The sequence below is a fragment of the Anabaena sp. PCC 7938 genome, from assembly GCF_049315035.1.
GTDB classification, from domain to species: Bacteria; Cyanobacteriota; Cyanobacteriia; order Cyanobacteriales; family Nostocaceae; genus Anabaena; species Anabaena cylindrica.
In genome coordinates this window covers 6,308,271-6,334,792 of the sequence record NZ_CP186034.1, presented here as the reverse complement: position 1 = coordinate 6,334,792, position 26,522 = coordinate 6,308,271, and the positions used below count along the sequence as shown (strand labels likewise).

The following is a 26,522-nucleotide window of genomic DNA, read 5'->3' as shown; positions in this document are numbered from 1 at the left end:
TGAATATTGTATAATATTATACAAATGTTTGTCTATTTCCTTCCCAGAGTCCCAGAGTAAAACCACCATGACTATTAACAACATTGTCTTCATTGATTCCACTGTTAACGATTACCAAACCCTTGCTAGTCAAGCTAAAACCGGAACAGAAGTTATTGTTTTAGATAACTCCAAAGATGGAGTTAGTCAAATAACTCAAGCCCTAGCAGGAAGAAGCAATCTGGATAGTATTCAGATTTTTTCTCATGGAGCAGAAGGGGCAGTATATCTTGGTTCTGCGGTGTTGGATAGTCAGAGTTTGGAGGGTTATCAGGTCCAGCTTCAACAATGGGGTGAAGCCCTCGGTGACAATGGGGATATTTTAGTCTATGGGTGTAATGTAGCTACTGGAGAAGGACAAGCTTTTGTAGAACAATTAAGTGAAATTACTGGTGCAGACGTAGCCGCTTCAAACGATCTCACTGGTAATGCTGCCCTGGGAGGCGACTGGGAATTAGAAATTGAAACTGGTTTGATTGAGGCGAACATAGGTATTAATGAAAATGCGATCGCCAACTATGATGGTCTGTTAGATATTATCAAAGTTACAAATACCAACGATAACGATACAGGCTCTTTGCGTTGGGCAATCGAACAAGCAACTAGCCAAAAGTTTGGTTTCGATGTTATTGACCTGAGAGACGTTTCAGGAACAATTTCCCTCAATAGCTCCCTACCGACCATTGCTGGGGGCAATAACTTATTCTGGGTCGGTGACGGCGATATCACCATTAATGGGAGAGGCCAGTATCAAATTATTACTTACTCGGTTAATAATAGCTTTGGTGAAGTTCTAGGTATTCAAGGGGTTAATTTCACTCAGGGTTTAGCCCGTGGGGGTGATGGCAACGGTGGTGGTGGCGGTGGACTAGGAGCCGGAGGAGCCATATTCGTTGACGCTGGTCGCCTTGTACTTGATAACGTATCATTTAATGCCAACGAAGCCATAGGTGGTTCTTCTTATGGTAGGGCAGGGTCCGGGTTTAGGGGTGATGGGGATGATGGCTCCGGTGGTGATGGTGGTGATGGTGGTGATGGTGGAAAACTTAATGTAACTGGAGATCAATCATTAAGTAACCCAAATAGCCCAGGTTCTGGTGGTTCTGGTGATTCTGGTAATGGAGGTAATGGAGGTTCTGGCAATTTTGGTACTGGCGGCGGTGCTGGTGGTGGTGGCGGAGATGATAATGGAGGTAATGGAGGTAATGGAGGTTCTGGCGGTTTTGGTGGTGGTGGAGGCGGTGGTGGAGGCGGTGGTTATGATGAGGACTTCGATATTGATGATTGGGGACAAGGTGGCTCTGGCAGTGGTGGCGGTTTTCGTGCCGGTAGTGGTGAGGGAGGATCGGCAGGAAATGATAACCGCGAAGGCGGCGGCGGCGGCGGCGGTGCAGGCTTAGGGGGTGCAATTTTTGCCCGCGAACAATCCACTCTCAACATTACTAACACGAGATTCTACAGCAACATTGTTGAAGGAGGACAAGGGTCTCAAAATGGTGGTGCTGACGGAAATGCGATCGCAAAAATGACCTCTAATAGTAATGCAGCTTTCAACAATACCAATGACTCTAATAGTATTGTTAATACTAATGCAGGTGCTAACAGTGGTTTTGGCGATAATACTAACTATTCTTCCATTTGGATTGATAATGTAAGCAGAATAGAAGGTGACGGAAAAATCACACTAAGAGCTAATGGAGTAGTAGGGGCAAATCTTGACGTTTACTACTTCATTACTCCCAAATCTGGTGATGTTACCACCAGTGATTTTGTCAATAACTCTTTCCATGGTGTGTTCCAATTCACACAACAAAACCAGGAGCAAGAATTTGATCTAATCAAAAATGATATCATCGCTGAAAATCCAGATGAATCTTTTGAAATACAATTACTTCCAGGCACTAATTACCGTCTGGAAGGATTAAATAGCGGTATAAACAATAATTCTTTCATTAAGAAAACTGTCACCATTGAAGACAACGAACCAGCCCTAAAAATTAGCACAATCCAAACAGGAAAAATTGAAGGTTCTGCTCCCAGAGGTGCTATAGACTTTTTTGAAATCAAGCTTCTCAAAGCTGATGGAACTACAGCACAACCAAATCCTAATGACAATGCCACAATCAAGTTAGAAATAGGTGGTAGCGCAGTACGCGGTTCTTTGGCTAATACACAACTTGACGCTGATTACAAGCTTTATTATACGGTTTATAGCAGTGATGGCAGCGAAATTCAATCCAGAAAAGCAGTAAGTGACCCCATATCTGGACAAAGCATCTATGAAATTGATATGCCAAAAAATGCAACTCGGATTGTGTTGCAATTAGAAGATATCAATAATGAAATCTTTGAACAACCAGATTCTTTAACCATCAAGATACTTGATTACGATAGCAGTAAGCAATACTACGGAAGATTTGACGAAGCCAGTAGTACAGCTACTGTCCAACTATTAGATAACGAACCTACTGTCAGCTTAGGAAAAGTAGTAAACCCTACCGAAGGTCAAGGTTTTGGTAGCACCATTGCTGGATTAGGGGAAGCAATTAACCTGGCAAATAATCAATTTATCGCTGTTGCAGCAGATTCCATTCTCAACTTATCTGCAAGTAAACAGTTTACTCAAGAAGCCTGGATATTTGCTAATATTACAGATAACAATAAACACGGTATTCTTGGCTACCAAAGCGGTACAGCCCAGGGTTATCCTAGTATTTCTCTTATCAATCAAAAAGACATAGAAATTGGCTTTGGTGATGGCAGTAAATGGAATAATAAAACTATCACCAATGCCATTAATGCCAATACTTGGAATCATATTGCAGCTACCTATGATGGTACAGATTACAAGCTCTACGTTAACGCCGTTGAAATATTCTCCACTTCAGATTTTAAAGGTAAAAATATAGCTCCTACCCAAGAATTAGAAATTGGTAAGGTAGGGAATACATACTTTGAAGGTGCAATTGATGAAGTACGGATTTGGAATGTAGCTCGTAGTGCAGGACAAATTCAAAGCCTCCTCATTTCTGAGCTAGAAGGAAATGAAGATGGTTTGGTAGGTTATTGGAACTTTAATGGTAATAACAAAAATAAGGCCGTTAATAGTAGCAAAGCCGATTCTAGTCCAACTGTTAATAATTACATTAATAACCCTTCACCACAGATTGGCTATATTGAGGTTAACTTAGATAAACCCTTTGAAGGACCCCAGGGACTATGGGTTAAATATGAAATTAATCCAGATTCAGCATTAAGCCTGAAAAGTCCCAACGATTATGTAAAAGTCAAGAATAATGGTTCTTTAAATCTTCCCAATGAGATAACCATAGAGACTTGGATTAACCTTCAAGATTCTAGTCGTGACCAAAAAATCCTTGGTAAAACCAATTATGGTATAGGTTATGTACTCGGTGTTATTGATGGGAAATTATTTCCAGAATTTTGGGATAGTAATAATCAACGCTTCACATTCCAAGCTGGTGTCATCCCCAGTAATCAATGGACTCACGTAGCCGTTACCTGGAAAACTGGTGGTCAAATGATTGGCTACATTAATGGAGAACAAGTATTTAATCAAGATGCTTCTTCTCTTCCCCTTGGTAGCAATGAAAATGATTTGATCATGGGGGCTGCACCTTGGAATGTCAATGACTTAAAAATAGATGGCAGTATAGATGAAGTGAGGATTTGGGATACAGCCCGTACCCAGGAAGAAATTAAAAGCAACATCATCCAAACTTTACAAGGCAATGAATCAGGTTTAGTTGGTTATTGGGATTTCCAAGGTAATGTCAACGAAAAAAGCAAGAATAATAACAATGGAGAATTAGTAGGTACTACAGCCGCATCTGCCTATGTATTCGACCAAGAAATACCCCTAAATCCGAGAGTATTAAACCTGAAAGGGTCAAACGACTATGTAAGAGTTAAGAATAATAGTTCTTTGAATCTTACCAATGAAATAACCATAGAAGCTTGGATTAATGTCCAAGATTCAAATAGCGATCAAAAATTCATTGGTAAAACTGATATTGGTACAGGTTATGTACTGGGTATTATTGATAACGGAAAATTATACTCAGAATTTTGGGATAGTAATAATCAACGTTTCACATTCCAATCTGGTTTTATTCCTACTTTTAAATGGACTCATGTAGCCGTTACCTGGAAAACAGGTGGTCAAATGATTGGCTACATTAATGGCAAAGAAGTATTTCGTCAAGATGCCTCTTCTCTTCCCCTTGGTGTCAATCAAAACGATTTGATTATGGGTGCTGCACCATGGGATGTCAATTTCTTGAAAATGAATGGCAGTATTGATGAAGTGAGGATTTGGGATAAAGCTCGTACCCAAGAAGAAATACAAAGTACCATCAGTAAAACATTACAAGGAAATGAAGCAAATTTAGTTGGCAATTGGGATTTTCAAGGCAATGCCAACGATAAAAGCAAGAATAATAACAATGGAGAATTAGTAGGTACTACAGCCGCATCTGCCTATGTAGTTGACCAAGAAATACCGCTAAACGCCAAGGGAGGTGAAGATTACCTCAATTCCCGATACCGTAAAGTTTCTACCGATGTATACAGCGAAAGAGATGGCATCATTATTACCGAAGGGCAAACAACAGCCAGAATTTACTTCTCGGCTTTGTCTGATGCGATCGCCGAAGGGGATGAAAATATAAACATTCGTTTAATTCCCCACAATTTTGATGACGAACCTAACAGTAGCCCCACTAACTCCAACTACGGCATTGACAGCAACAAAAATTCTGCAACTATCACCATTAAAGATAACCAGGCTTATAAGCAGGGAGTCATCCTTTTAGATAAGAAAGGGCAGTTAATTAGTAAGCAAAATCCCCTTGTTATCAGCAATAATCAAGTTGTATTTAATGTCCAACTTTCTAGTCAGCCCACCAGTAATGTGGTGATTACCCTGACTCAAGAAAATGGTACACCTGGTACTCCTATCGGTAGTCTCACCTTTACTCCCCAAAATTGGGATAAATCCCAAACCCAGACTATTAATTCCGTCACCAGTGATGGTAAAATATCAGCCACCTCTAGCAATGCCTACTTTAGTGGTAGTTTAACCTTTGACTACACCATCAACGCCCCCATTCGCGTCACAGAAGGCAGTCCCCTTGATGCACAGCCAGTCACCCCCGAAATTAGCATCGTTAGCCAAGGTGATATCACTGAAGATGGAGGGTTATCAGGTAACTTCATTATTAACCTATCTGCTCCCGCACCAAGGGGAGGTATTACCCTTAAATATACTGTTAGCGGTACTGCCAATAGCAGCGATTATCAACCGCTAGATAATGTAGGAACATTAACTATTCCTGAAGGTGCAACTACCGCAGGTATTCCTATTTTACCCATTGCTGACAACCAAAGGGAAGATAATGAAAGCATCACCATTACATTAAATTCAGGCTCTGGTTATACGGTTAAAACAAATGCTTCCCAACCCACCATTACCATCAACAATGATGACAAAAATGAGATTCAGGTAGTAAATGCCCAATTGGTTGATGATGGTAATAATAACCAAAGCTATGCCTATAGTAATAACTTAGTAGATGTTGTTACTAATGAACCCTATCCAAACTTGGGTAATGTTTTAGAAATTAGAGACGATAGCGGTAATCTCCTTGGTAGTGCTACCCTCACCTCAGCAGATATTAACCAAGGTAAAGTAGCTGTTACTATCACTGGTACTCCTCCCACTGACAAACAAAAACTGCAAGTTGGACTCAAAGAAAACGCCACCGGAAATATTGGCTACTTAATCAGCAACAGCGATAAATTCACCTTCAATGGGAACACAGTAGAAGTATCCCTTCCCAGCGCCACTTCTCAATCAGCAATGGGGATAAGATTACAAACCAAGCCCAATGCTAATGTTATTGTTACCTTTGCTGATGTTAATGCTAAGGAAACCAGCCTGGATAAACCCGAACTTACCTTCACCCCAGACAACTGGGATGTTTACCAAACAGTAATTGTCAGCGGCGTGGATGATAGTACAGTAGATGGGAACATTATCTACAAAATCAAAGCCCAAGTAAGTTCTAGCCTTGACCTTCACTATGTAGGGAAAGCAACAGATATTGAAATTAAAAACCTAGATGACGACCAAATACTAAACCAAACCCAAGATTTATCTCAAGCGGCAGAGAATACCCAAGATGGGATTATCGCTAAAATTGGTTCAGCAGTTACCCTTAATGAAAATGCAGGTACAGCCCAAATCCAAGTTACCCTTTCCCAAGCATCTAGCCAAGAAGTCAATGTTATCTTCGATACGATAGGAGGATCGGCTACCCTTAACCAAGACTATCAAATTTCTCAAAAATTCCTAGTTGGTCAATTTGAAACCGATGGTAAGAAGAGGTTTGATAGTCCACTGGATAACATTACCTTAACTGGTACTGGTAATAAACCCACCTTTGCCGATCTGGATCTAGATGGTGATTTAGACTTAGTTGTCGGAACTCAAAACGGTATTCTCTACTTTCAAAATACAGGTAGTGCAAGCAAACCTAACTTTGAAGCTCAAACTGGTATAAATAATCCCTTCAATGCTATTAATATTAACGGATCTGCTCCTACGTTTGGAGATTTAGACGGTAACAAAACTCCCGATTTAATTGTTGGGGGAGCAGATGGGAGCTTTACTTACTATGTCAATACTGGAAGTAAGGATAATCCTCGTTTCACTCTTGCCAGCGACCTGAACCCAGTCAGACCAAATCCCTTTGCAAATATAAAACTAGATAATAATGCCACTCCATTTCTAGTGGATTTTGATGGTGATGGAGATTTGGATGTTATTAGTGGGGGAACAAGGATAACACAAATCAATTCTGTATCTGAGCAAAATACCGACTTTTCTAATGACAATACAACCTCCGGTTTCCTGAAAGTAAATGAATCGGTAACTGGTAATATTCAAATTGCTGGCGATGGGCAAAGCCCCACCGGGGGTGATCGCGATCGCTTCCGGGTAATTTTGCAAGCAGGAATACAATACACTTTCAATTTAGAGGGAAGTCCCACTAACGCTGGAACTCTCTCAGATACTTATTTCTACCTCTATGATAGTAATGGTAATGAAGTCGGTAGAAATGATGATGATGGAGAAGGAAATAATTCCCGTCTCATCTACACCCCAACTACTAATGGAACATTTTATGCAGAAGCAGCTGCTTATAATAGTGGTTCAGGAACTTATAAACTGAGTATGTCTGCTACGGGTGTTCCTGCTGAAAATAATAGTTCTCACCTCACCTATTATCAAAATACTGGTAGTGAAAATAATCCTTCCTTCCAGTTAGCAGATATCGCAGGTATTACCGCCGAATCGAATAGTGTTCCTTTTGTAACTGATTGGAATGGAGATGGAAAATTAGACATTATCCTTGGTCAACAAGACGGTTCTGTAAAATTATTCCAGGGAGAAAAAACTTCCGGTTACAGTGCGGCTACGAACCTAATTAAAGGAGGACTAGGGGGTACAAACACCACTAATCAAACTAATGCTGCTCCCACCTTGGCAGATTTAGATGGAGATGGAGATTTAGACGCTTTCGTTGCCAACTCTACAGGTACTGGTTACTATGAGCAGTTTTCCTTAGTTAAATTTGCCCCAGGTGAAACCAGTAAAACTATTAACTTCACCATCATTGATGACAAAATTGCCGAAAGGGAAGAGGAAACAGTAGGGTTAGAAACAACCATAGAAGGCTTCAAACGTCAAGAAACTATAGAAGTCAGACTTTTGGAGAATACAGGTTATCGCTTGGAAAATAAAGCTAGTAGTTTTCAAACCACCGTTACTATCATCGACAACGATACCCCAGGAGTAACCATCATCCCGGTATCTGGCAATAATACCACCTCGGAAACTGGTGGTAGTAGTAGCTTTACCGTTAAACTTAATACGCAACCATTAGAAAACGTCACAGTATTTCTAGGTAGTCAGGATGAAACTGAAGGACTGCTCACCGTTAACAGTGATTTATCAGAACTCGATCCTGTTTATGGAATCACTTTTACTCCCAATGACTGGAAAGAAGCCAGAACTTTCTATGTCAAAGGGGTTGATGATCAAACAGATGATGGTGATGTGTCCTATAAAATTATTCCCACCCTCTTCAGTGAAGACCAAAATTATCATCGCCTTGCCGTCAATCCCGTTACCTTAATTAATAGCGATAACGATACAGCTGGCTTTACCATTACCGGAGCAGGGAAAGCCGTAGAAGGCAGAGAAAATGTTTACAGTGTTCGCCTTAATACTAAACCTGTAGGGGATATTCGCCTTATTGCTACCCCTACCAACGACCAAATTAGACTCAATAATGAATTAGTAGGGGAACCTCACACCCTCATCTTTACCCCTGATAACTGGAATTTTGAGCAAACTGTGCGAGCCACAGCCCTTGATGATTCTGTAGTAGAATATCTGCACTTTAGTGAGATAGCTTTTCAAGTAGAAACAGGACTTGGTTTAGATTTTGAATCCAAAGCCGATAATAGCCTAGCAGCCAATGCTTTAGATTTAGGAAAAATTACAGGAGGTTATCGCTGGACAAAACTAGCCATCAGTGATACTGATGTTAGTCAAACCACTGATGTCGATTGGTTTAAGTTCTCCATTGCTGATACTAGCAATGAGCAAGATTTTGTCCGCATTAACTTTGACCACAATCAGGGAGATTTACAACTAGAACTGTATAAAGCTAGTGACCTCAATAATCCACTGCAAACATCCAACAGTTCCAATAATTCTGGCACTCAAAACTTTGAGCAGATTTCCTTAAATGGTCAACCCTTCGGAGAATATTACATTAAAGTATCGGGAGTTTCAAGGGCAACTAATGGCTATGACTTGCTGGTAGCTGATGAAGATTATCAATTTACCCAAGCTGTTCCCAACAATATACCAGTAGTCATCGAAGACAACGATTTACCCACCGTTACTATCATTCCAGGAGAAACTGCTTCCGAGGTTTTTGGGCAACCCAGTTACTTTGCGTTCCGTATTAATGCTCCAGTTCCAGCCAATAGTAACGGATTAAAGATTAACTATCGTCTCAAAGGGGGTAGCGCCAACCTCAACGAAGACATTAATAGTAATGGCATTTTAGATGCTGGAGAAGATCGAAATGGCAACAAGACATTAGATTTAGGGGATTACCAGATGCAAACCGAAGGGTTTGTCAGGATTGCCCCTGGAGAAATTCAAAATAACTTAATTGTTGTTCCCATTGATGATAAGCTAATTGAAGCCTTTGAATTGAAGGTGGTGGATAATCCTCAAAATGTAGATATTGCTAAAGGAGAAATTAGACTAAAAGTCACCACCCCTATCATTGAAATAGGCACGGCAACAATCTCCAATAGCGAAGGCAGCAGTGACTTCCCCGCGAATAACAGTACCTCTGGTCTTCTATCACCCAATAGTTCCGTGATTGGAACTGTATCCGAAAACGGCGATCGCGATCGCTTTGCGATCGCATTAACAAAAGGAGTACAGTATACCTTTGACCTAGAAGGTGTTCCTACCAATAAAGGAACTCTTTCCGATCCCTATTTACGTCTTTATAAAAGTAATGGTGAAGAAGTCAATCGTGATGATGATAGTGGTGAGGGCGTTAACTCTCGGTTGATTTATACCCCCACTACCGATGAAACTTTATATGCTGAAGTTGCAGGTTATGGCGATACCAACACTGGAACATACAAACTTACCGCAACTGCTCCAAGTGTTATTGATAAATCTGCTTTTCCCAATCAAATAGTCCTCAATAAGGAAACGGAAATTGCCTTTGGTAATGACTTAGTAGGTACTATTATCCAGCAATCTAACCTCACTGCCAATAAAGACAAGGGAGTCTATGAAGGGCAAGTAACGGTGAAACTCGATCCTCTGCGGGTGGGAGAAATTCTCAATGATGCCAAAGGACGGATTTTTGAAGAAACCGTTACAGTGGAATTAGTCGAAGGTGAAGGATATAAATTAGTAGAAACGAAAGAAGCTACTCTCCGCATCCAGGATGATGATGTGCCAGGAGTTAGAATAGTCGAAGTAGGAGACAATACTGTAGTTGAGGAAGGGCAAACTGCTACCTTTAAGGTTTCCCTATTGAGCGAACCAAAAGAAAATGTCACCATCCGTCTCACCCCCGGATCAGAAATTGATTTTGTCAATCCGATTAACCCCACCACTGTCAAAGTTGATAAAGAAGTTTATAGCTTTGTTCGCCCTGAAAATTTAGGTAATCTGGGCTTCACCCTTAATAGTCTCGTAACTTCCGATAGGGGTCAAACCATCGCTTTTGATGTCCGCTTCACTGAAAAACCTGACAGTGATTTAACCGTAGAATTTTACGATGCGAATAATCCTACTACTGTCTTAGAATCTAGTGTTGAGTTTACCTCTATAGTTAAGAACATTATTGTTGGAGACGAAGAAGGAAATTGGAATGATCGCCAACAGGTAATTATTGGTAATCTCGACCGTAATTCTAATGGAAATTTAGCTTTAATTGCGAAAGTTAAAGATAGTAATGGTAATCAGATTGGTACAGATATCAACTTAGGAATTAATCGCACCATTACCCAAGTAGATAAACAAACCACAGAAATTACCATTACCCCCGATAAGTGGTTTGAGTTAAAAACTATTACCGTCACCGGAACAGATGAAGGGGTAGCAGAACCAGGGATTTATCATGAAAGCAACATTACCTATGAAGTAATCTCTCAGGATGCTGGCTATAATAATATCTTTGTTCCCAAACAGCGTATTGATGTAGTAGATCGGACACTTAATGCCGAAGCTACAGCCCAATCAATCCAAGAAGGTTTAACAAGTCTCCAACAGACTATGGATAACCTGACAGTTCCTATAGTTGGTAGCTTAAAAGGAAAAACCCCAGACCTGATTGGGGATGTGAGCGATACACTGGTTACTGCTATTAGTGGGCAACAAAATTTATCAGCTAATCGCCTCAAATCCATCATTGAAGGAGCATTAAAATCACTAGACTTAGATTTTGTGAAAGTCTCAGTGGAGATGGATAAAGAAGATATTGCCATTAGCTTAAATATCAAAGAAGAATACAAACTATTTGAGTTTCCTTTAGATGCTAATTTGGGATTAGATGCCCTTGGTATTGGTTTACAAACTGAAGGAAAATTAAAATCTAACTTCAGTTTTGATATTGGCTTAGGTTTTGGTTTACATAAAGATTTTGGTTTCTACATAGATACTAAAAAAACTGCTGTTAATGCTGTTCTCAAGCTGGATTTAGATAACTTTAAGGGAGTGGGAAATCTTGGACCTCTTCGCCTTGATATGAAGGATGATTCCAAAAATCCCACAGAATTAGCCATAACCTTTAAAGCAGGGATTAAAGATTTAGATAATTACCAAACCATCAAGTTTTTAGATGTGAATGGTAATGGTTTATTAGATGTTGATACCTTTAGTTACGGTATTCGTGAAGATAGGGACAGAGATAACAGCGCCGATAAAGACAACCAAGGTAACTTTATTAATGAGGTTCGCCAAGTTCAAGAACCTTTTACTCAAGTTAATGCTAAAGGTAAAGCATCTCCCTTCCCCACTGTAGCCCAAGCTAGTAATGAAGCTAAACGGGTGAACTGGAATGGTAATAATAGCTTTGATGCTCCAGAAACTAAAAATAATGAAGGGATTTACCGCGAGAAAAAAGATACTAATGGTAATGTAGAACGTTATTATTTGGATTTAAATCGTAACGGTAAGTTGGATGCAAATAGCAAAGAAGAACTATTATCTGTAACTCCCGGTACTAGCAAATGGTTTGATAACCAAGGGAAAATTAAACCCTTCCGAATAGAAGAGAAAAAGGTTGATGGCTCTGTCAAATACTACTTTGACCAAGATAGTGATAATACCTTTGATAGTAATGAGGAACTGAGTAAAACAGAAAAATCCAAAATTGATAAAAACAATAACAATAAGTTGGATGCAGATGTCGCTATCGAAGGAGAAGGTCTATTTGTCCAAGGAGCTGCTATTGCTTTTAGGGACACTAATGGTAATGGGCTATTTGATGTTGCTGAACCTTATGTTCAGTCTGGTTTCGACGAACTAAAAATTAGTGGTTCGGATTTAAAATCAACCTTCTTAGATATTGATGGAGATGGCGAACAAGCAGGATCAACTTCAATAACAGACAACGTATCAATTCCCAGCACTTTAACTGAATATTTCTTCCTCGAAGAGGATAATGAAGTATATCTAGATTTAAATGGAGATAATAAGTTCACTGAAAAATATTACCCCGAAGAAGGTAAACAACTCAGCGAACCAAAATTAGTTAAACCCAATGGTCAGTCATTTTACTTTTTAGATGTTAATGGTGACGGAAATCAACAAGGTACTCTAGAACCTATTATTGAAAAGGATAAGGATAACTCTGTAGACTTTGACTTTAGTAGTAATCGCAATACCTTAATTGAACCGATTATTAATCGCAGTAGCACTTACCAACAATTCTCAGATTTGAATAGTGATGGTCAGCAACAAAAACTGATTGATTTCGACCGTGATGGTCAAAAAGATGATGGTAATGGTGATTACATAACTGAAGTCTCCATCCAAATTGCTACCAATCCTAATAACACCACCTTTGAATTTTTAGATACCAGTGGTGATGGTTATTGGACTAGGGAACATCAGGTTATTACTGAAGGTGATAACAAATATCTTGATGTTAACGATGACGGTAAAAAAGACGATGGCGATCGCCAAATTTTCCGCATCACTGATCCCAGTGAAATTAAAATTGAAGAAGACCAGATTCTCTTCGGTAGTCAAAAAATCATTTTAGATTCTCTCACTGGTCGTTTATTTTTAGACAGCAATAACAATAGTCAAGTTGACAACAATGAATCTTTAGTTAATATACGCTTGGTCAATTCCCAAGCCGTATTAATAAATATCCCTTCGGCGAAAATTGAGTACACAGGTCAAGATTCTTACTTAACTGATCTAAATGGTACAGATATTACCTATTTAGACGAAACCGGTGATGGTGAATTGACTAGGGAATATAAGGTCTTAGTTGACGAACAAAATCAAAATGTTTTTGGCAAAGTCCTAGATATAAATGATAATGGAGAAGTGGACTTTTCCAGCAATGTCAGTACCAATGATCCGTTAATTAATTTCCAGGAAGCCATCATTGGAGAGGAAAAAAATTCTAACTTTATTTTCTCTGATACATTTCAATATGTAGATTACAACCAAAATGGCAAATTTGATGGTAATGGGTCAAATCGCGTTACCCAAGAGTTCAAACTAATCACAAATAATAATCAACTATACATTGATAAAAATGGTAATAACCAAGTTGACACGGGCGAATCATTAGCAAACGTTACTGACTTCTTAGACCTGGATGATAATCAAGAATTTACCGTTGATACTGACTTAATTGTCAATGAAAAAGAAGTTACTGCCCCAGGACAAGGGACAATTAAGCTGAAATTTAATGATAAAGACCTTGATGGGACTTTAGACAGTGATGAAGCTTTAATTTATGACAGTATTGAATTCCTAGACTTAAATGGGGACAGCAAATACAGTACCGGTGATTACCTAACTAAAGGTAAATACTTTGATATCAATGGTAATAACATCAACGATGTCGGAGAACCACAACTATCTGATGATGATTGGGTAATCCAAGAAGATAATGTCATCACCTACAAAATAGTTACCAATGGTGGTAAGACCTTCATCGATCAATTTGATTCTAAAAATAGGGCATTAAATCAAAGTAATGAAGGTACTTATCAAGAGAGTGATGATATAAACCTGTTACAGTCCTTTAGTCTCACTACTACCCAAGCCAAAATCTTAGGTCTATCCACTGCTGGAAGTTACACGGCGGCGCAAATTTTAGGTCTAACTGTCAATAACGGTAGCATTTTAGAAAAAGCAATCACTTTCGTTGATTTAGAAGGGAACAAAAAACTCAATATTATTTTCGATCCAATTGTCAGAATTGAAAATGGCATCCGTTATGTAGATTCTGATAAAAACAGAACTCTAACTAAAAACGAAAATGGTCAAGTAGTAGAAGCATCTTCCCAGCCAAATAATGAATTTGATACTGATGACCTAGAAGGTACAGGTAAAATCATCAAACTCTTAGATGATGGTAATCGCCTAACCTTGACTGAACTACAAAATTGGAAAAATGACAAAGAGTTAGGTTTCTTCGGCCTATTTAATTATCAATTTTCCGGTATTGCTAACCTTGGTTTAACAGCCCAAGCTAGTATTAAAGGTAGTCCTGCTTTTCCAAAAGTGGGTGTAGATATAGGCGTAGGATTACCCCTATTTAACTTCGGTAATCAATCAGAAGCAAGCGATACTGGCTTAAGCGTAGAATTTAATAACATCACGTTAGATTTTGGCACTTTTCTGACAAAATTTGCTACCCCAGTTATTAACACCGTTGATAAAATAATTGACCCAGTAAAACCAATTCTCAAAGTTCTCAACACCGACACGAAAATATTTTCCTATCTGGGATTAGAAAACGAATTTAATAAAGATGGCAAACCAGGGGTTTCGATTCTAGATTTGGGCATGGTTATTGCTGAAGCAATTCCAGCGGACACGACCAATGAAGACCTTAAGCGCATCAAGGAAAGTATTCCCAAAGCAATTAAATTTATTGACACTGTTAACAAAATTGTTGAGGTCAGTGATGCTCTCAAAAAATTGGTGGATAGCGATGGAAATATTGTTTTGGAACTTGGTAGCTATGACTTAGACGATTTCAAAGGTTCTAGTAACGATCCAGCAGATTCAGCCGCCAAAATTGATCCTAATAAACAAGGAAACAAAACCTCTTCTTCTAAAGGAACTCCAGCCGAACAAGCAGAAAACTCCAACACTACCAGTCCAGAACAAAAGAGTGTTTTAAGTAAACTGAAAAATCTAGACGGATTAGATTTACCGATTCTTACCAATCCCATTACCTTAATCCGCATTTTATTAGGTGAACCCAACGTCGATCTCATTACCTACGACATTCCCGATTTAGATTTCTTCTTCAGTAAAGAACAAGAATTTCTTCTCTACACTCCCCCATTACTTAAAGGTTCCTTAGAACTAGGCTTTGAAGCCAAAACCGATTTATCAGTGGGTTATGACACTGGTGGTTTAGAAGCTTGGAAAGCAGATGATTTTGAACTCTCAAAAATTTATAAAGTTCTAGATGGTTTCTATCTCAATGATTGGGATAGCAGTGGCAAAGAAAAAGATGAACTCAGTGCCAAAGCGACCCTAGCCGCAGGTTTATCCGCCAGCATCGTTGTTGCTAAAGCTGTTCTCAAAGGTGGTTTAGATGGCTATCTGGGCTTTGATGTTGTGGATGAAGGAGAGCTACAGGGTAAAAATGATGGTAAGGTAAGAGGCTCAGAAATCATTTCCCGCATCAACAATCCCCTGCAACTGTTCGATCTAAAAGGTAGTCTCGATGCCTTCCTCAGTGGTGAAATCAAAGTGGGCATTGATGCAGGCTTATTTGAAATTATGAAAACGGTGTGGAGTAAGGAGTTAGCCCGCATTACCGTAGCGAAATTTAATGTGGGAGCTTCGGGTATCACTTTTAGCAGCAGTCTTTCTAATAGCTACATTAACGCTGCTACAGTCTTCTTTGACTCCAACTTTAATGGGATTTGGGATACAGAGTTGGAAATCAATGGTGAACTTGTGGCTGAACCCATCACCTTTACCAATGAATATGGTCAGTACAATCTAGAAATTGGCCTAGAGTGGGATCAAAATAGCGATGGCATCATTGATATCGAAGATGGTCAACTGATTGGTATCGGTGGTTTTGATACTTCCAGTGGCTCAGAAGCAGGTAAATTTATTGGGCTACCAGGTTCAGCAATTGTTACTCCTCTTACCAGTTTGCAAGTGCCTTTAGTCAGAGGAGGATTAACCCCGGATCAAGCTGGGGATTTAATCAAAGCCCAATTGGGTTTAGATTCTAACTTTGATTTAGCCAACTTTGATTCTCTGCTGGCTGTAGGCCAAGACCAAGCTTTAGGTTTAGACATATATCTAGATCACATCCAAGTACAAGCCCTATTTAATCAAGGTCGTTCATTGATTAATGGTAGTCAAGGAGACCAGACTAATACCAATAACTTCCAAGTAGAAGAGTCCTTTGCGGAATTTCTGCGCGATCGCGCCACTAACCCCGAAATTAACGATTCCTATAACCTCTCCGATACTGAAGACATCAAAAAATTCCTGTCTGATCTAGTCAAAAACTACGCCACATCCGTCAGCTTGGAGCAAATTGCAGTAGCCGCAGAGATGATTGCCACAAGTAATCAACTCCTAGATCAGGTTAAGGAAATAGGAGCATCGAAATCTATTAAGGAAGCACTACCTGCCCTAGCTTCAGTGAAACGGGTAGTTCAAAATGATGTAGCTAAACTAATTGAGAATCTTGCCTCTCAAGAAAAAACCATTACCGAAGTACAGGCAGAATTTGAGAAGACCCTGTATCAGAATTATATGTTGGTAGATGGGGATATCAATTCCTTTGGTAATCGCAGTGTATCAGTGAGTGTCGAACGGGGAGCGATCACCGAAGATTCTCAAGACACTGTAGAGTTCACCATTAAATTGAGTCATCCTGCACCCAATCAAGGTCTGACAGTTCTCTACTCCCTCTCCGGTACTGCTACCCTAGACGCAGATTACACTAGTTCCACACCCACTCTTGGGGAAGCTTACATTGCTGCGGGTGAAACTACCTCCACCATTAGCCTTTCTGTATCAAATGACAGTGATAAAGAAACTTTAGAAAGTATAGTCCTCAACCTCAAATCCACTGGAGAAGGATTTGTCCTCGATCCGGCTGCTTCTGTGGCATTAGTGGAAATCATAGACAACGATCAAAATACTAATCAGATCAGCAATAGTGGTGTAACTCTCAAAGGTACATTAGGAGACGATAGTTTAACTGGGGATACAAGTGATAACACCATAGAAGGCATTTACGGTAATGACACCTTAGACGGACAAGCCGGTAATGACTTCATCCAAGGTGGTCACGGAGCAGATTCTCTGACTGGTGGTGCTGGAGATGATGTTCTTGAAGGTAATTTTGATAATGATATTATTCAAGGGAACAATGGCAAGGATATTATCCGGGGTGGTTCTGGAGATGACCAAATCTCTGGAGGCAATGATTCCGATGCGATTACATCTGGTGTCGGCAACGATACCATAGAAGGTGATGGTGGTAATGACCTAATTCAAGGAGACGGAGGAAATGACCTCATTATTGGTGGAGCGAATAATGATTGGCTGCTTGGTAATGATGGTAATGATATCTTGTTTGGCGGTACAGGAGATGACCTCCTCAATGGTGGATCGGGTGCAGATGTATTCTACTTTAGTTCTGATAATGAAGGATTTGATACCATCTTCGATTTCAATCCCGATCAGGGAGATAAAATCCAGGTATCAGCTTCTGGTTTTGGGATTACTGATTTAAGTAAGTTCCGATTCATCAGTGGAGTTTTAGATTACAACGGTGAAAACCTGGCTCTAGTTCAAAATAAAGGAGATACTTACTCTTACTTCCCTGAACTGAGCAAGATTATTGAAATAGTTGACCAACCAACTTTTATCTCGCTGACAGATACTATAACCGGCGAAATCACAACCTCACCCCAACTTGATCCTGTTATCAAGATTGACAATCCCGAAATAACTATTCTTGATGACATCATTGCACGAGGTAAACTCTTAGTCACAGAATCTGAATTTAGTTCCGACTTTGACCTTGAGTTTGTCCGTGCGATTTCTACGGTACTGTTTAGTGATGCAGATAAATTTGAAATTGTAGAAGCAGGGGAAGATATAGGAGCTACTAGGTACATTAATAATGTATTAATTCCAGAAGATAATGATTTAAGTCCTGTATATTTCTACGATCATCAAGCGGTAGTGGTACGCAAAGATAGCGGGATAAATAATGCTCTGGATTTAAATGAGCGCATGATCGGAGTAGTTGAGTTAGAAGCTCAAGCTCGTGAAGCACTATACGATACTTTATCTGTTGAAGGAATCAATTACTCTGAGAAGCTTTATGATTCCATTGAAAAAATGGTAGCTGCTTACGATCGCCAAGAAATAGATGCCTACACAACCGATAGTGCCGTTATTTATGAAAATTTATCCAATCTCTCCGATCCTGATAACCATCAAATTTTGGATGTAGAGTTTGCTAAAGTTCCTATATCCCTATATTTCCCAGAAAATGACTTCCAGCTAGGAGATGTGATCCGATGGACGACTTATGTACCCATCCAAGCTGAAGAATTTGGCATTAATTCAGAAAATATCAATAAATTCCTGGCTATCAACACCGATGCTAATCCCAGCAACGATTCTTCCCCAGAAATCCGCCGCTTTCTTGGTATAGAAGGAGATTTAGGCACTACCCTTGGTTTACCCAATGACTTTGCAGTCAATATTGTTAGACAAGTAGGTAACTATGCCGAAATCTACAATCGTCATTTTGAGGGGCTACAACGCGGTCGTAACCTCCTGGCTAGAGACGGTGGTCTCCTCTATTCTCCTCCCTTCTCTGGTACTGTTATTGACAACTTAGAGCTAATAGATAACGGCAATCGAGATGTACTTCAGGAAGTGCTAGAGCGAGGATTTGTCAAAGTAGGTATCAATGGAAACGCTCCTGGTTTTTCTCAAGCCGAAGATAATGGAGAATTTAAAGGCTTTGATGTAGATTTGGGTAGAGCGATCGCAGCAGCCTTATTTGGTAATCCCGATGCAGTAGAATTTGTTGTCCAAGATAATGTTCAACGCTTCACTAATGTAGCTAATGGGATTGTAGATATCTCCGCTAGCCAAGCCACCTATAATTTAGTAAGAGATGCCAGCCTTGGTGTAGACTATTCCCCCATCTATCTATACACAGGTCAAGGGGTTATGATACGCAAGAACAGCGGAATTTCTAACCTAGCGATGTTAAACGGTCGCAAAGTTGGGGTAGTAGCAAACACAACATCTGAGCAAAATATTAAAGACAAACTATTTGAATTAGGTGCAAAGGCCTTAGTTGTCACCTATAGTACAGAAGCTGAGATGTTGACTGCTTATGAAGCTGGAGGAGTAGATGCTATTTCTAATGACTTACCTCTCCTAAGTGCTGCTATTCCCACTCTTTCCAAACCAGAAGAACATTTTGTCCTAGATGAAGTGCTGTCTAAAGAACCCCTCGCCATGGTTATTGATGAAAATCAATCTCGGTGGATGGATGTTGTAAGCGCGGTTTACACGGCTTTAGTCCAAGCTGAAGAATATGACATTAATAAGGACAATATTGACCAAAAAATCAGTCAAATAATTATTAATAACAACGACGATGATGATACTAACAATTCAACTTTTGCCCTTGATTATTTCCTTGGCTTAGATACGACTATTGCCAACAAACTCAAATCTGAATATGCTTTACCCCTTGACTTTGCGGTTAATGCAATCAAAGCAGTGGGTAACTATGGGGAAATCTACAATCGGCACTTTAATAACGATATTCTCCGACGAGATGCCAATGCTTTATCCAGCGAATATGGTTTACAGTATGCTTTGCCATTAGGTTTAGGTTATTTCTATGATCCTGATGAAGAATCTCAAAATCTAAGAATAAAAATTACTCTAACAAATCAAAACACTAGCACAGTCAATGAAATAGGAATAGTTTTGGTTGACGATGAAGATGGCTCTATCAATGGTTTTAAACCAGGTGAAAATGGTTATGCAGAAGCGGCATTAGCAAGAGGAAGAATTATCTTTTCTCCTATTACTAATCTTCCCAATGGTTTTAGTAACTCAGATGTACAAAAGTTTGTAGAATTTAATACTGATGCCTCTGTAAGATTTTTCTATGTTGAAAATAGCACTATAGAATCTGTACGCAGAGGTAACACTTCCGTCCAAAAAGTGATATTTTCTGACCAAATCTCTTACAATTTATCGAATTTAGAAACAGATGGAATTAGTATTACTTGGAATAATCTAGAAATTAGAGTTCAATCTACTACTGATTCAATGATTATAGGAACAAAAACCCAAAATCAACCAGAAGGGGAAGTCATTCATTTACAGGATTTGGATGTTAATCAGAAGGTCAATGTTGAGTTTTCTGTATTTAGAGAAGCAGCTTATGATAATTATGTGGGATTTTATCAAGTTGTAGATGAAGTTGGAGGAATTGATACTGATGGTGATGGTATGGCAGATATTAATCCAGGAGATGATAATTATATCCAAACTGCCATTAACAAAAGAATCCAAGGAATTGACCTCACTGTTAGTAACCAAGGTAGTGCTACATACAACGATCAACTTCTAGGTGGAGCTATCTATGCACCATTTGTAATCGTTGATGGTAATCCTGATGATATAAATAGTAGTGCCAACGATCCTCAAGTTTATTTTACATATTTAGGTGCTAATTCAGATGGGAAAGACCATATTCGGATGCTAGGAAATAATGTTTTTGGTTTTGAAGATTTACCTGGTGGTGGTGATCTAGATTATAACGACATGATTATTAGTGCGAAATTAGGCGTTGTATAATCAAGGAGAGCGAAAAATTTTGGGGGGAGATAGGTGTAGCGAACTGCAAACATCCAGAGATAAAACTGCAAACAAGGCATTTTTGAAACCACAATAACTGCAAATAAGAGGGGTTCCAAAACCACATTATTTGCAAATGAAACTGCAAACATAATTTTCAAACCGCAAACAAGAGGTTTCAAACCCGCACGGTACTAGTTACGGCTACTTTCGGGGTCTGCACTCCGCCTGTTTCATTACTTACTTGGGCGTGACCAAACTCTTTCTTAGAGTCGTTTTCGTGAGGGTAAGGGGTGTGAATCCCTTAGCAGAGTAGGTTCCGCGTTCTAAACGACCAGTTCAGGTCGCACTTGCTCATTTTACCCCGTCCCTAATCGTAGGCAGTATTTCATGATAATTTGACAAAATTACTCAATTTGATAGAGTATTTTCACCGCATCTTCTCTATATAGATGAATACACAAGCTTTTGGGCTAAAAAAAATCCGCCTGTGGGTGCTAGAAATTGTCGGCTAGATCATCCATGATACTATCTGGCGCGATTTTTCCTAACCAATTCGTAATTCACAAGTAAGAAAGTCAGATTACAGCAATTTTCAGGTAAATGAACCACATTTTTATATCTCACGCAATCGCGAAGCGTGCCGGAGGCTCTAGCGCGAAGTGCGTTAGGCGCAAAGGAAGAAAGAAATACAGATATCAGTGCGTGGTCTAAATACATGAAAACTGCTTTAAATCTGGGTTTCCAAACCATTGAATCTGTTGCTGGATTTTGAAGAATTGGGATAACGACAAGTCAAGCCATAATTCGGCACACATTATCTAACGGGAGGATACTGCGTGAGAACTGGTGCTAACTACTTGGGTAACGGAGAGTGTGAGTTTACAGTTTGGTCACCAACACTAAATAGTGTCGCGGTGCAAATTTTGACACCACAGAAACAAGTAATTCCACTCAAACCCCACAGAGAGGGATACTGGCAGACGAAGGTAAATGATGTATATCCAGACACGCTTTATCGCTATGTTTTGGATGGAGAAAACGCCTTTGCTGATCCGGCATCACAGTATCAACCAGAAGGAGTTCACGGGCCGTCGCAGGTTGTCGATCCTCAGTTTAATTGGACAGATGACAACTGGACTGGTGTGCCTTTAGAATCGATGATTTTCTATGAACTCCACGTGGGCACCTTTACACCTGAAGGCACGTTCACGGCTATTATTCCCCGTCTAGCGGAACTTAGAGAACTGGGAATTAACGCCATTGAACTTATGCCCATTGCCCAGTTTCCCGGAGATACCCATATTGAACCAACTCTTGCATACCGCAACTGGGGATATGACGGCGTTTACCCGTTTGCTGTGCAAAATTCCTACGGTACACCAGCGGATTTAAAGGAACTGGTGAATGCTTGCCATCAATATGGTATTGCTGTAGTGCTGGATGTAGTTTATAACCACTTTGGCCCAGAAGGTAACTACATGGGTCAATTCGCCCCCTATTTTACCAAAACTTATAAAACCCCTTGGGGCAACGCGATGAATTTTGATGATGCCCATAGTCAAGGTGTGCGTCACTATTTCATCCAGAATGCGCTGTATTGGTTAGGAGAGTTTCATATTGATGCCTTGCGGCTGGATGCAATTCAAGCAATCTACGATTTAGGCGCAAAACATTTTTTATGGGAACTAGCCGAAGCAATTCATAGCTTTTCCCAGAATGCTAATCGCAAACGTTATTTAATTGCCGAAAGTGACCTAAATAATCCCCAAATCATTCGCCCCGCAGAATTGGGCGGCTATGGACTTGATGCCCAGTGGAGTGATGACTTTCACCATGCATTACACGCATTGTTAACAGGCGATCGCCAAGGATATTATCAAGATTTTGGACAATATGCCCAACTAGCCAAAGCTTATCAAGATACCTTTGTTTACGATTGGCAGTATGCCCCCCATCGTAAAAGATTTCATGGTATCTCTTGCCGCGATCGCCCACCATCACAATTTTCCGTCTGCATCCAAAATCACGACCAAATCGGCAATCAAATGAAAGGCGATCGCCTTTGGGAGAGGATTTCTTTTGAAGGATTGAAATTAGCCGCCGGCGCTGTGCTACTATCGCCTTACTTACCCTTATTATTCATGGGTGAAGAATACGGCGAAACTGCACCTTTCATGTATTTTGTTAGTCACTCCGATCCTGATTTAATTCAAGCAGTACGAGCCGGACGAAAGGAAGAATTTGAAGCTTTCCATTATGATGAAGATCCACCAGATCCAGAATCGGCAGAAACCTTTTTGCGTTGTAAACTTAATTGGCAATTACGCAACGAAGGTAAGCACAAAGTTTTACTAGATTGGTATCGTCAATTAATTGATTGGCGTAAGACACACCCCGCACTTTTAACACAAGACCGCAATTCCATTCAAGCAACTAGCGATGAAGATAAACAAATAGTCATAGTGCGGCGTGCAAGTGAATCGAGTCAAGTAATATTTGCGCTGAATTTTAATCAATCTCCAATAACAGTAACTTTACCAATTGAAGGTACTGGTCACAAACGATTAGACTCCGCCGATGCACAATGGGCTGGATTTGGTTCACAAGCACCTGATAATTTACTCGTAGGACAACAACTGCAACTGCAACCCAACAGTTTAGTGCTGTATGAACTCGATTAATTACTCTTTTCTCTGCGTCCTCTGCGTCTCTGCGGTTCGTTAAAAAAAAGTCTCACGCATTCGCGTAGCGTCTCGAAGAGAAGACGCAAAGAAAGAATGGCGTTGCTGAATCGAAGTATGAAATTAAGAAATTTAGTTTCTCAAACTCCTCCTCTCTGCGCCTCCGCGCCTCTGCGTGATAAAAATTCATACTTTAAATCAGCAACGCCGAAAGAATATTACCCTGATTTTCCAGTTGAAATAACAATATTATGCGAATTCCTAAAGCTACTTACCGAATACAATTTACATCTCAATTTGGCTTTGACAACGCCAAAGCGATCGCATCTTACCTAGCAGATTTAGGCATTTCCGATTTATACGCCTCCCCGATCTTCAAAGCTAGATCCGGCAGTACGCATGGCTATGATGTAGTCGATGCTTCTCAACTCAATCCCGAACTAGGTACTACCGAATCCTTTGATTCCTTAGTCAGCGAACTGCAATCCCTTGGTATGGGCTGGTTACAAGACATTGTACCCAACCACATGGCTTATAGTAGCGAAAACGCCTACTTAATGGATGTATTAGAACATGGACCAGATTCCAGCTATACTGACTACTTCGATTTATGCTGGAATGTTCCCTTTGGCGATCGCGAACAGCGAATTCTCGCTCCCCTACTTGGAGACTTTTACGGTGTTTCCTTAGAAAAGGGAGACATTCAATTACAATATGAACAAAACGGTTTAACTGTCAATTATTACAGTTTAAAATTGCCCTTGCGGTTAGAGTCTTACACCAAATTTATCAGCCATAATCTTGGCAAACTTACCCGCACTCTCGGACGCAATCATCCCGATTTTATTAAGTTATTAGGGATTCTCTACATTCTAAAAAATGTTCCCTCAGAGGTTGCTGGTAAACAACGTCAAGACCAAATCGCCTTTATTAAAGGTTTAATTTGGGAAACTTACACTACTAACGATGATATCCGCGATTTTATCGATGAAAACCTGAAAATATTTAATGGAGAACCAGGTATTTCTGAAAGCTTCAACTTACTAGATGACATCCTCAACGACCAATTTTATCGCCTCGCTTTCTGGAAAGTAGGTGCAGAGGAAATGAACTACCGCCGCTTCTTTACTGTTAACGAACTCATTTCTGTAAAAGTTGAAGAAATGCGGGTTTTTAATAACACCCGATAGCTTAATTCAAAAGTTAGTAGAAGAAGGCAAATTTACAGGCTTACGCATTGATCATATTGACGGACTTTATAACCCTAAGCAATATTTAGAAAGACTCCAAGAAAAGATGGGTGATGTTTACATCACAGTAGAAAAAATCTTGGAACTGACAGAAGATTTACCAGAAAACTGGAGCATTGAAGGCACATCGGGGTATGACTTTTTAAATTATGTAAATGGTGTATTTTGTCAAGCAGAAAAAGAATCGCAATTCGATAAGATTTATCAAAAATTTATCGGTACAAAATCAGATTATGCATCGCTTGTCAACAAGAACAAACACCTGATTCTCGAAAAGAACTTAGCAGGTGACGTTGATAATCTGGCGATTTTGTTAAAGAATATTTCCAGCAAATATCGCTTTGGCAATGATTTTACAGTCAACGGACTCAAAAGAGCGATCGCAGAAATTCTCACTCTCTTCCCTATTTACCGCACCTATATTACACCCGATGGCATCCAAGAAAGCGATCGCGCTTGTATTCAAGAAGTAATTCGCCAAGCCCAAGCGATCGCGCCTTTGTTACAGCATGAGATGGATTTTATCGCCAAGCTGATGCTGCTAGAGTTTGATGACTCCCTGACTCAAACAGAAAGCGAACAATGGCTATATTTTGTCATGCGGATGCAGCAATACACCGGGCCTCTGATGGCAAAAGGCGTAGAAGACACCACATTATATTCCTACAATCGCTTTATCTCCCTCAATGAAGTCGGTGGAAATCCCAGTCATTTTGGGATATCCCTAAACGAACTCCATAAATTTAACCAAAAACACCAAGCAAACTGGCCTCACACCATGAACACCACCGCCACCCACGACACCAAGCGGGGTGAAGATGTCCGCGCCAGGTTAAATGTGCTATCAGAAATTCCCGATCAGTGGGAACAGCAGGTAAACACTTGGAGTAGCATAAATCAAGGGCAAAAAAGCAAACGCCAAGGTGCAGCTATGCCCGATCGCAATGATGAATATTTTCTCTATCAAACACTAGTCGGGGCGTTTCCCTTCGCTGAACATGAACAATCATCCTTTGGGGAAAGGGTAAAGGAATACATCATTAAATCGATTCGGGAAGCGAAGGTGCATACAGCATGGTTGCGTCCGGATAACGAGTATGAAGAAGCTTGTACATCCTTTGTAGAGAAAGTACTAGACTCCTCCATCTCCAAAGAATTTCTCGCAGATTTTCGTGAGTTTCAACAGCGTATTGCCGATTATGGCATCTTCAATTCCCTTTCTCAAACTCTCTTAAAAATAGTAGCCCCTGGTGTACCAGACTTTTACCAAGGAACCGAACTTTGGGAACTCAGTTTAGTCGATCCAGATAACCGCCGCCCCGTAGATTTTGAACAGCGACGTGCTTATTTAAGTACAATTCAACAGCAAATCAAAACCGACATCCTCAGCTTAATTCAGAAATTACTCACCGAGAAAACAGATGGTAGAATCAAACTATTTTTAACAGTGCAAGCCCTGAAAGCCAGAATAGACTATCTGCAATTATTCCAAGACGGTGAATATCTGCCATTAGAAATTCATGGAACCCGCGCCAATCACATTATCGCCTTTGCTAGAAGACAAGACAATCAAACAGCGATCGCGATCGCCCCGCGTTTTCTGACTAGCCTCATTCAGCCTGGAGAATATCCCTTAGGTGATTCAGTATGGCAAGATACACACCTGCAATTACCCAAAGGAACTTCCGCAACCTGGAAAAACCTGCTAACTCAGCAATCCTTACAGGCTACAGAAACATTATCCATTGGCGCAGCCCTGGCGCATTTTCCCGTAGCTTTGTTAGTGAGTGCGTAGGGGTTTAGCAATGCTAAACCCTTTCGTCGGGT

2 protein-coding genes and 1 pseudogene are annotated in these 26,522 nt (G+C 40.1%); all 3 read left to right on the top strand.

All coding sequences use genetic code 11. From position 1 onward, the window contains the following. Positions 1–67 precede the first annotated feature (67 nt). The 3 genes and pseudogenes from ACOWPH_RS28155 to treY all read left to right on the top strand — a co-directional run bounded on the left by ACOWPH_RS28155 (position 68) and on the right by treY (position 26,490). Positions 68–20,761 carry a LamG-like jellyroll fold domain-containing protein gene (locus ACOWPH_RS28155; protein WP_015213393.1) on the top strand — a complete coding sequence of 6,898 codons (20,694 nt, stop codon included), beginning with the start codon at positions 68–70 and terminating at the stop codon, positions 20,759–20,761. Between the two features lie 839 nt (positions 20,762–21,600). Next, the gene (gene treZ, locus ACOWPH_RS28150) at positions 21,601–23,445 is read left to right on the top strand and encodes a malto-oligosyltrehalose trehalohydrolase (RefSeq protein WP_015213392.1); all 1,845 of its coding nucleotides are present in this window, start codon (positions 21,601–21,603) and stop codon (positions 23,443–23,445) included. Between the two features lie 251 nt (positions 23,446–23,696). Continuing rightward, positions 23,697–26,490 (top strand): annotated as a pseudogene (gene treY / locus ACOWPH_RS28145) (malto-oligosyltrehalose synthase). The last annotated feature ends 32 nt before the right edge of the window (positions 26,491–26,522 follow it).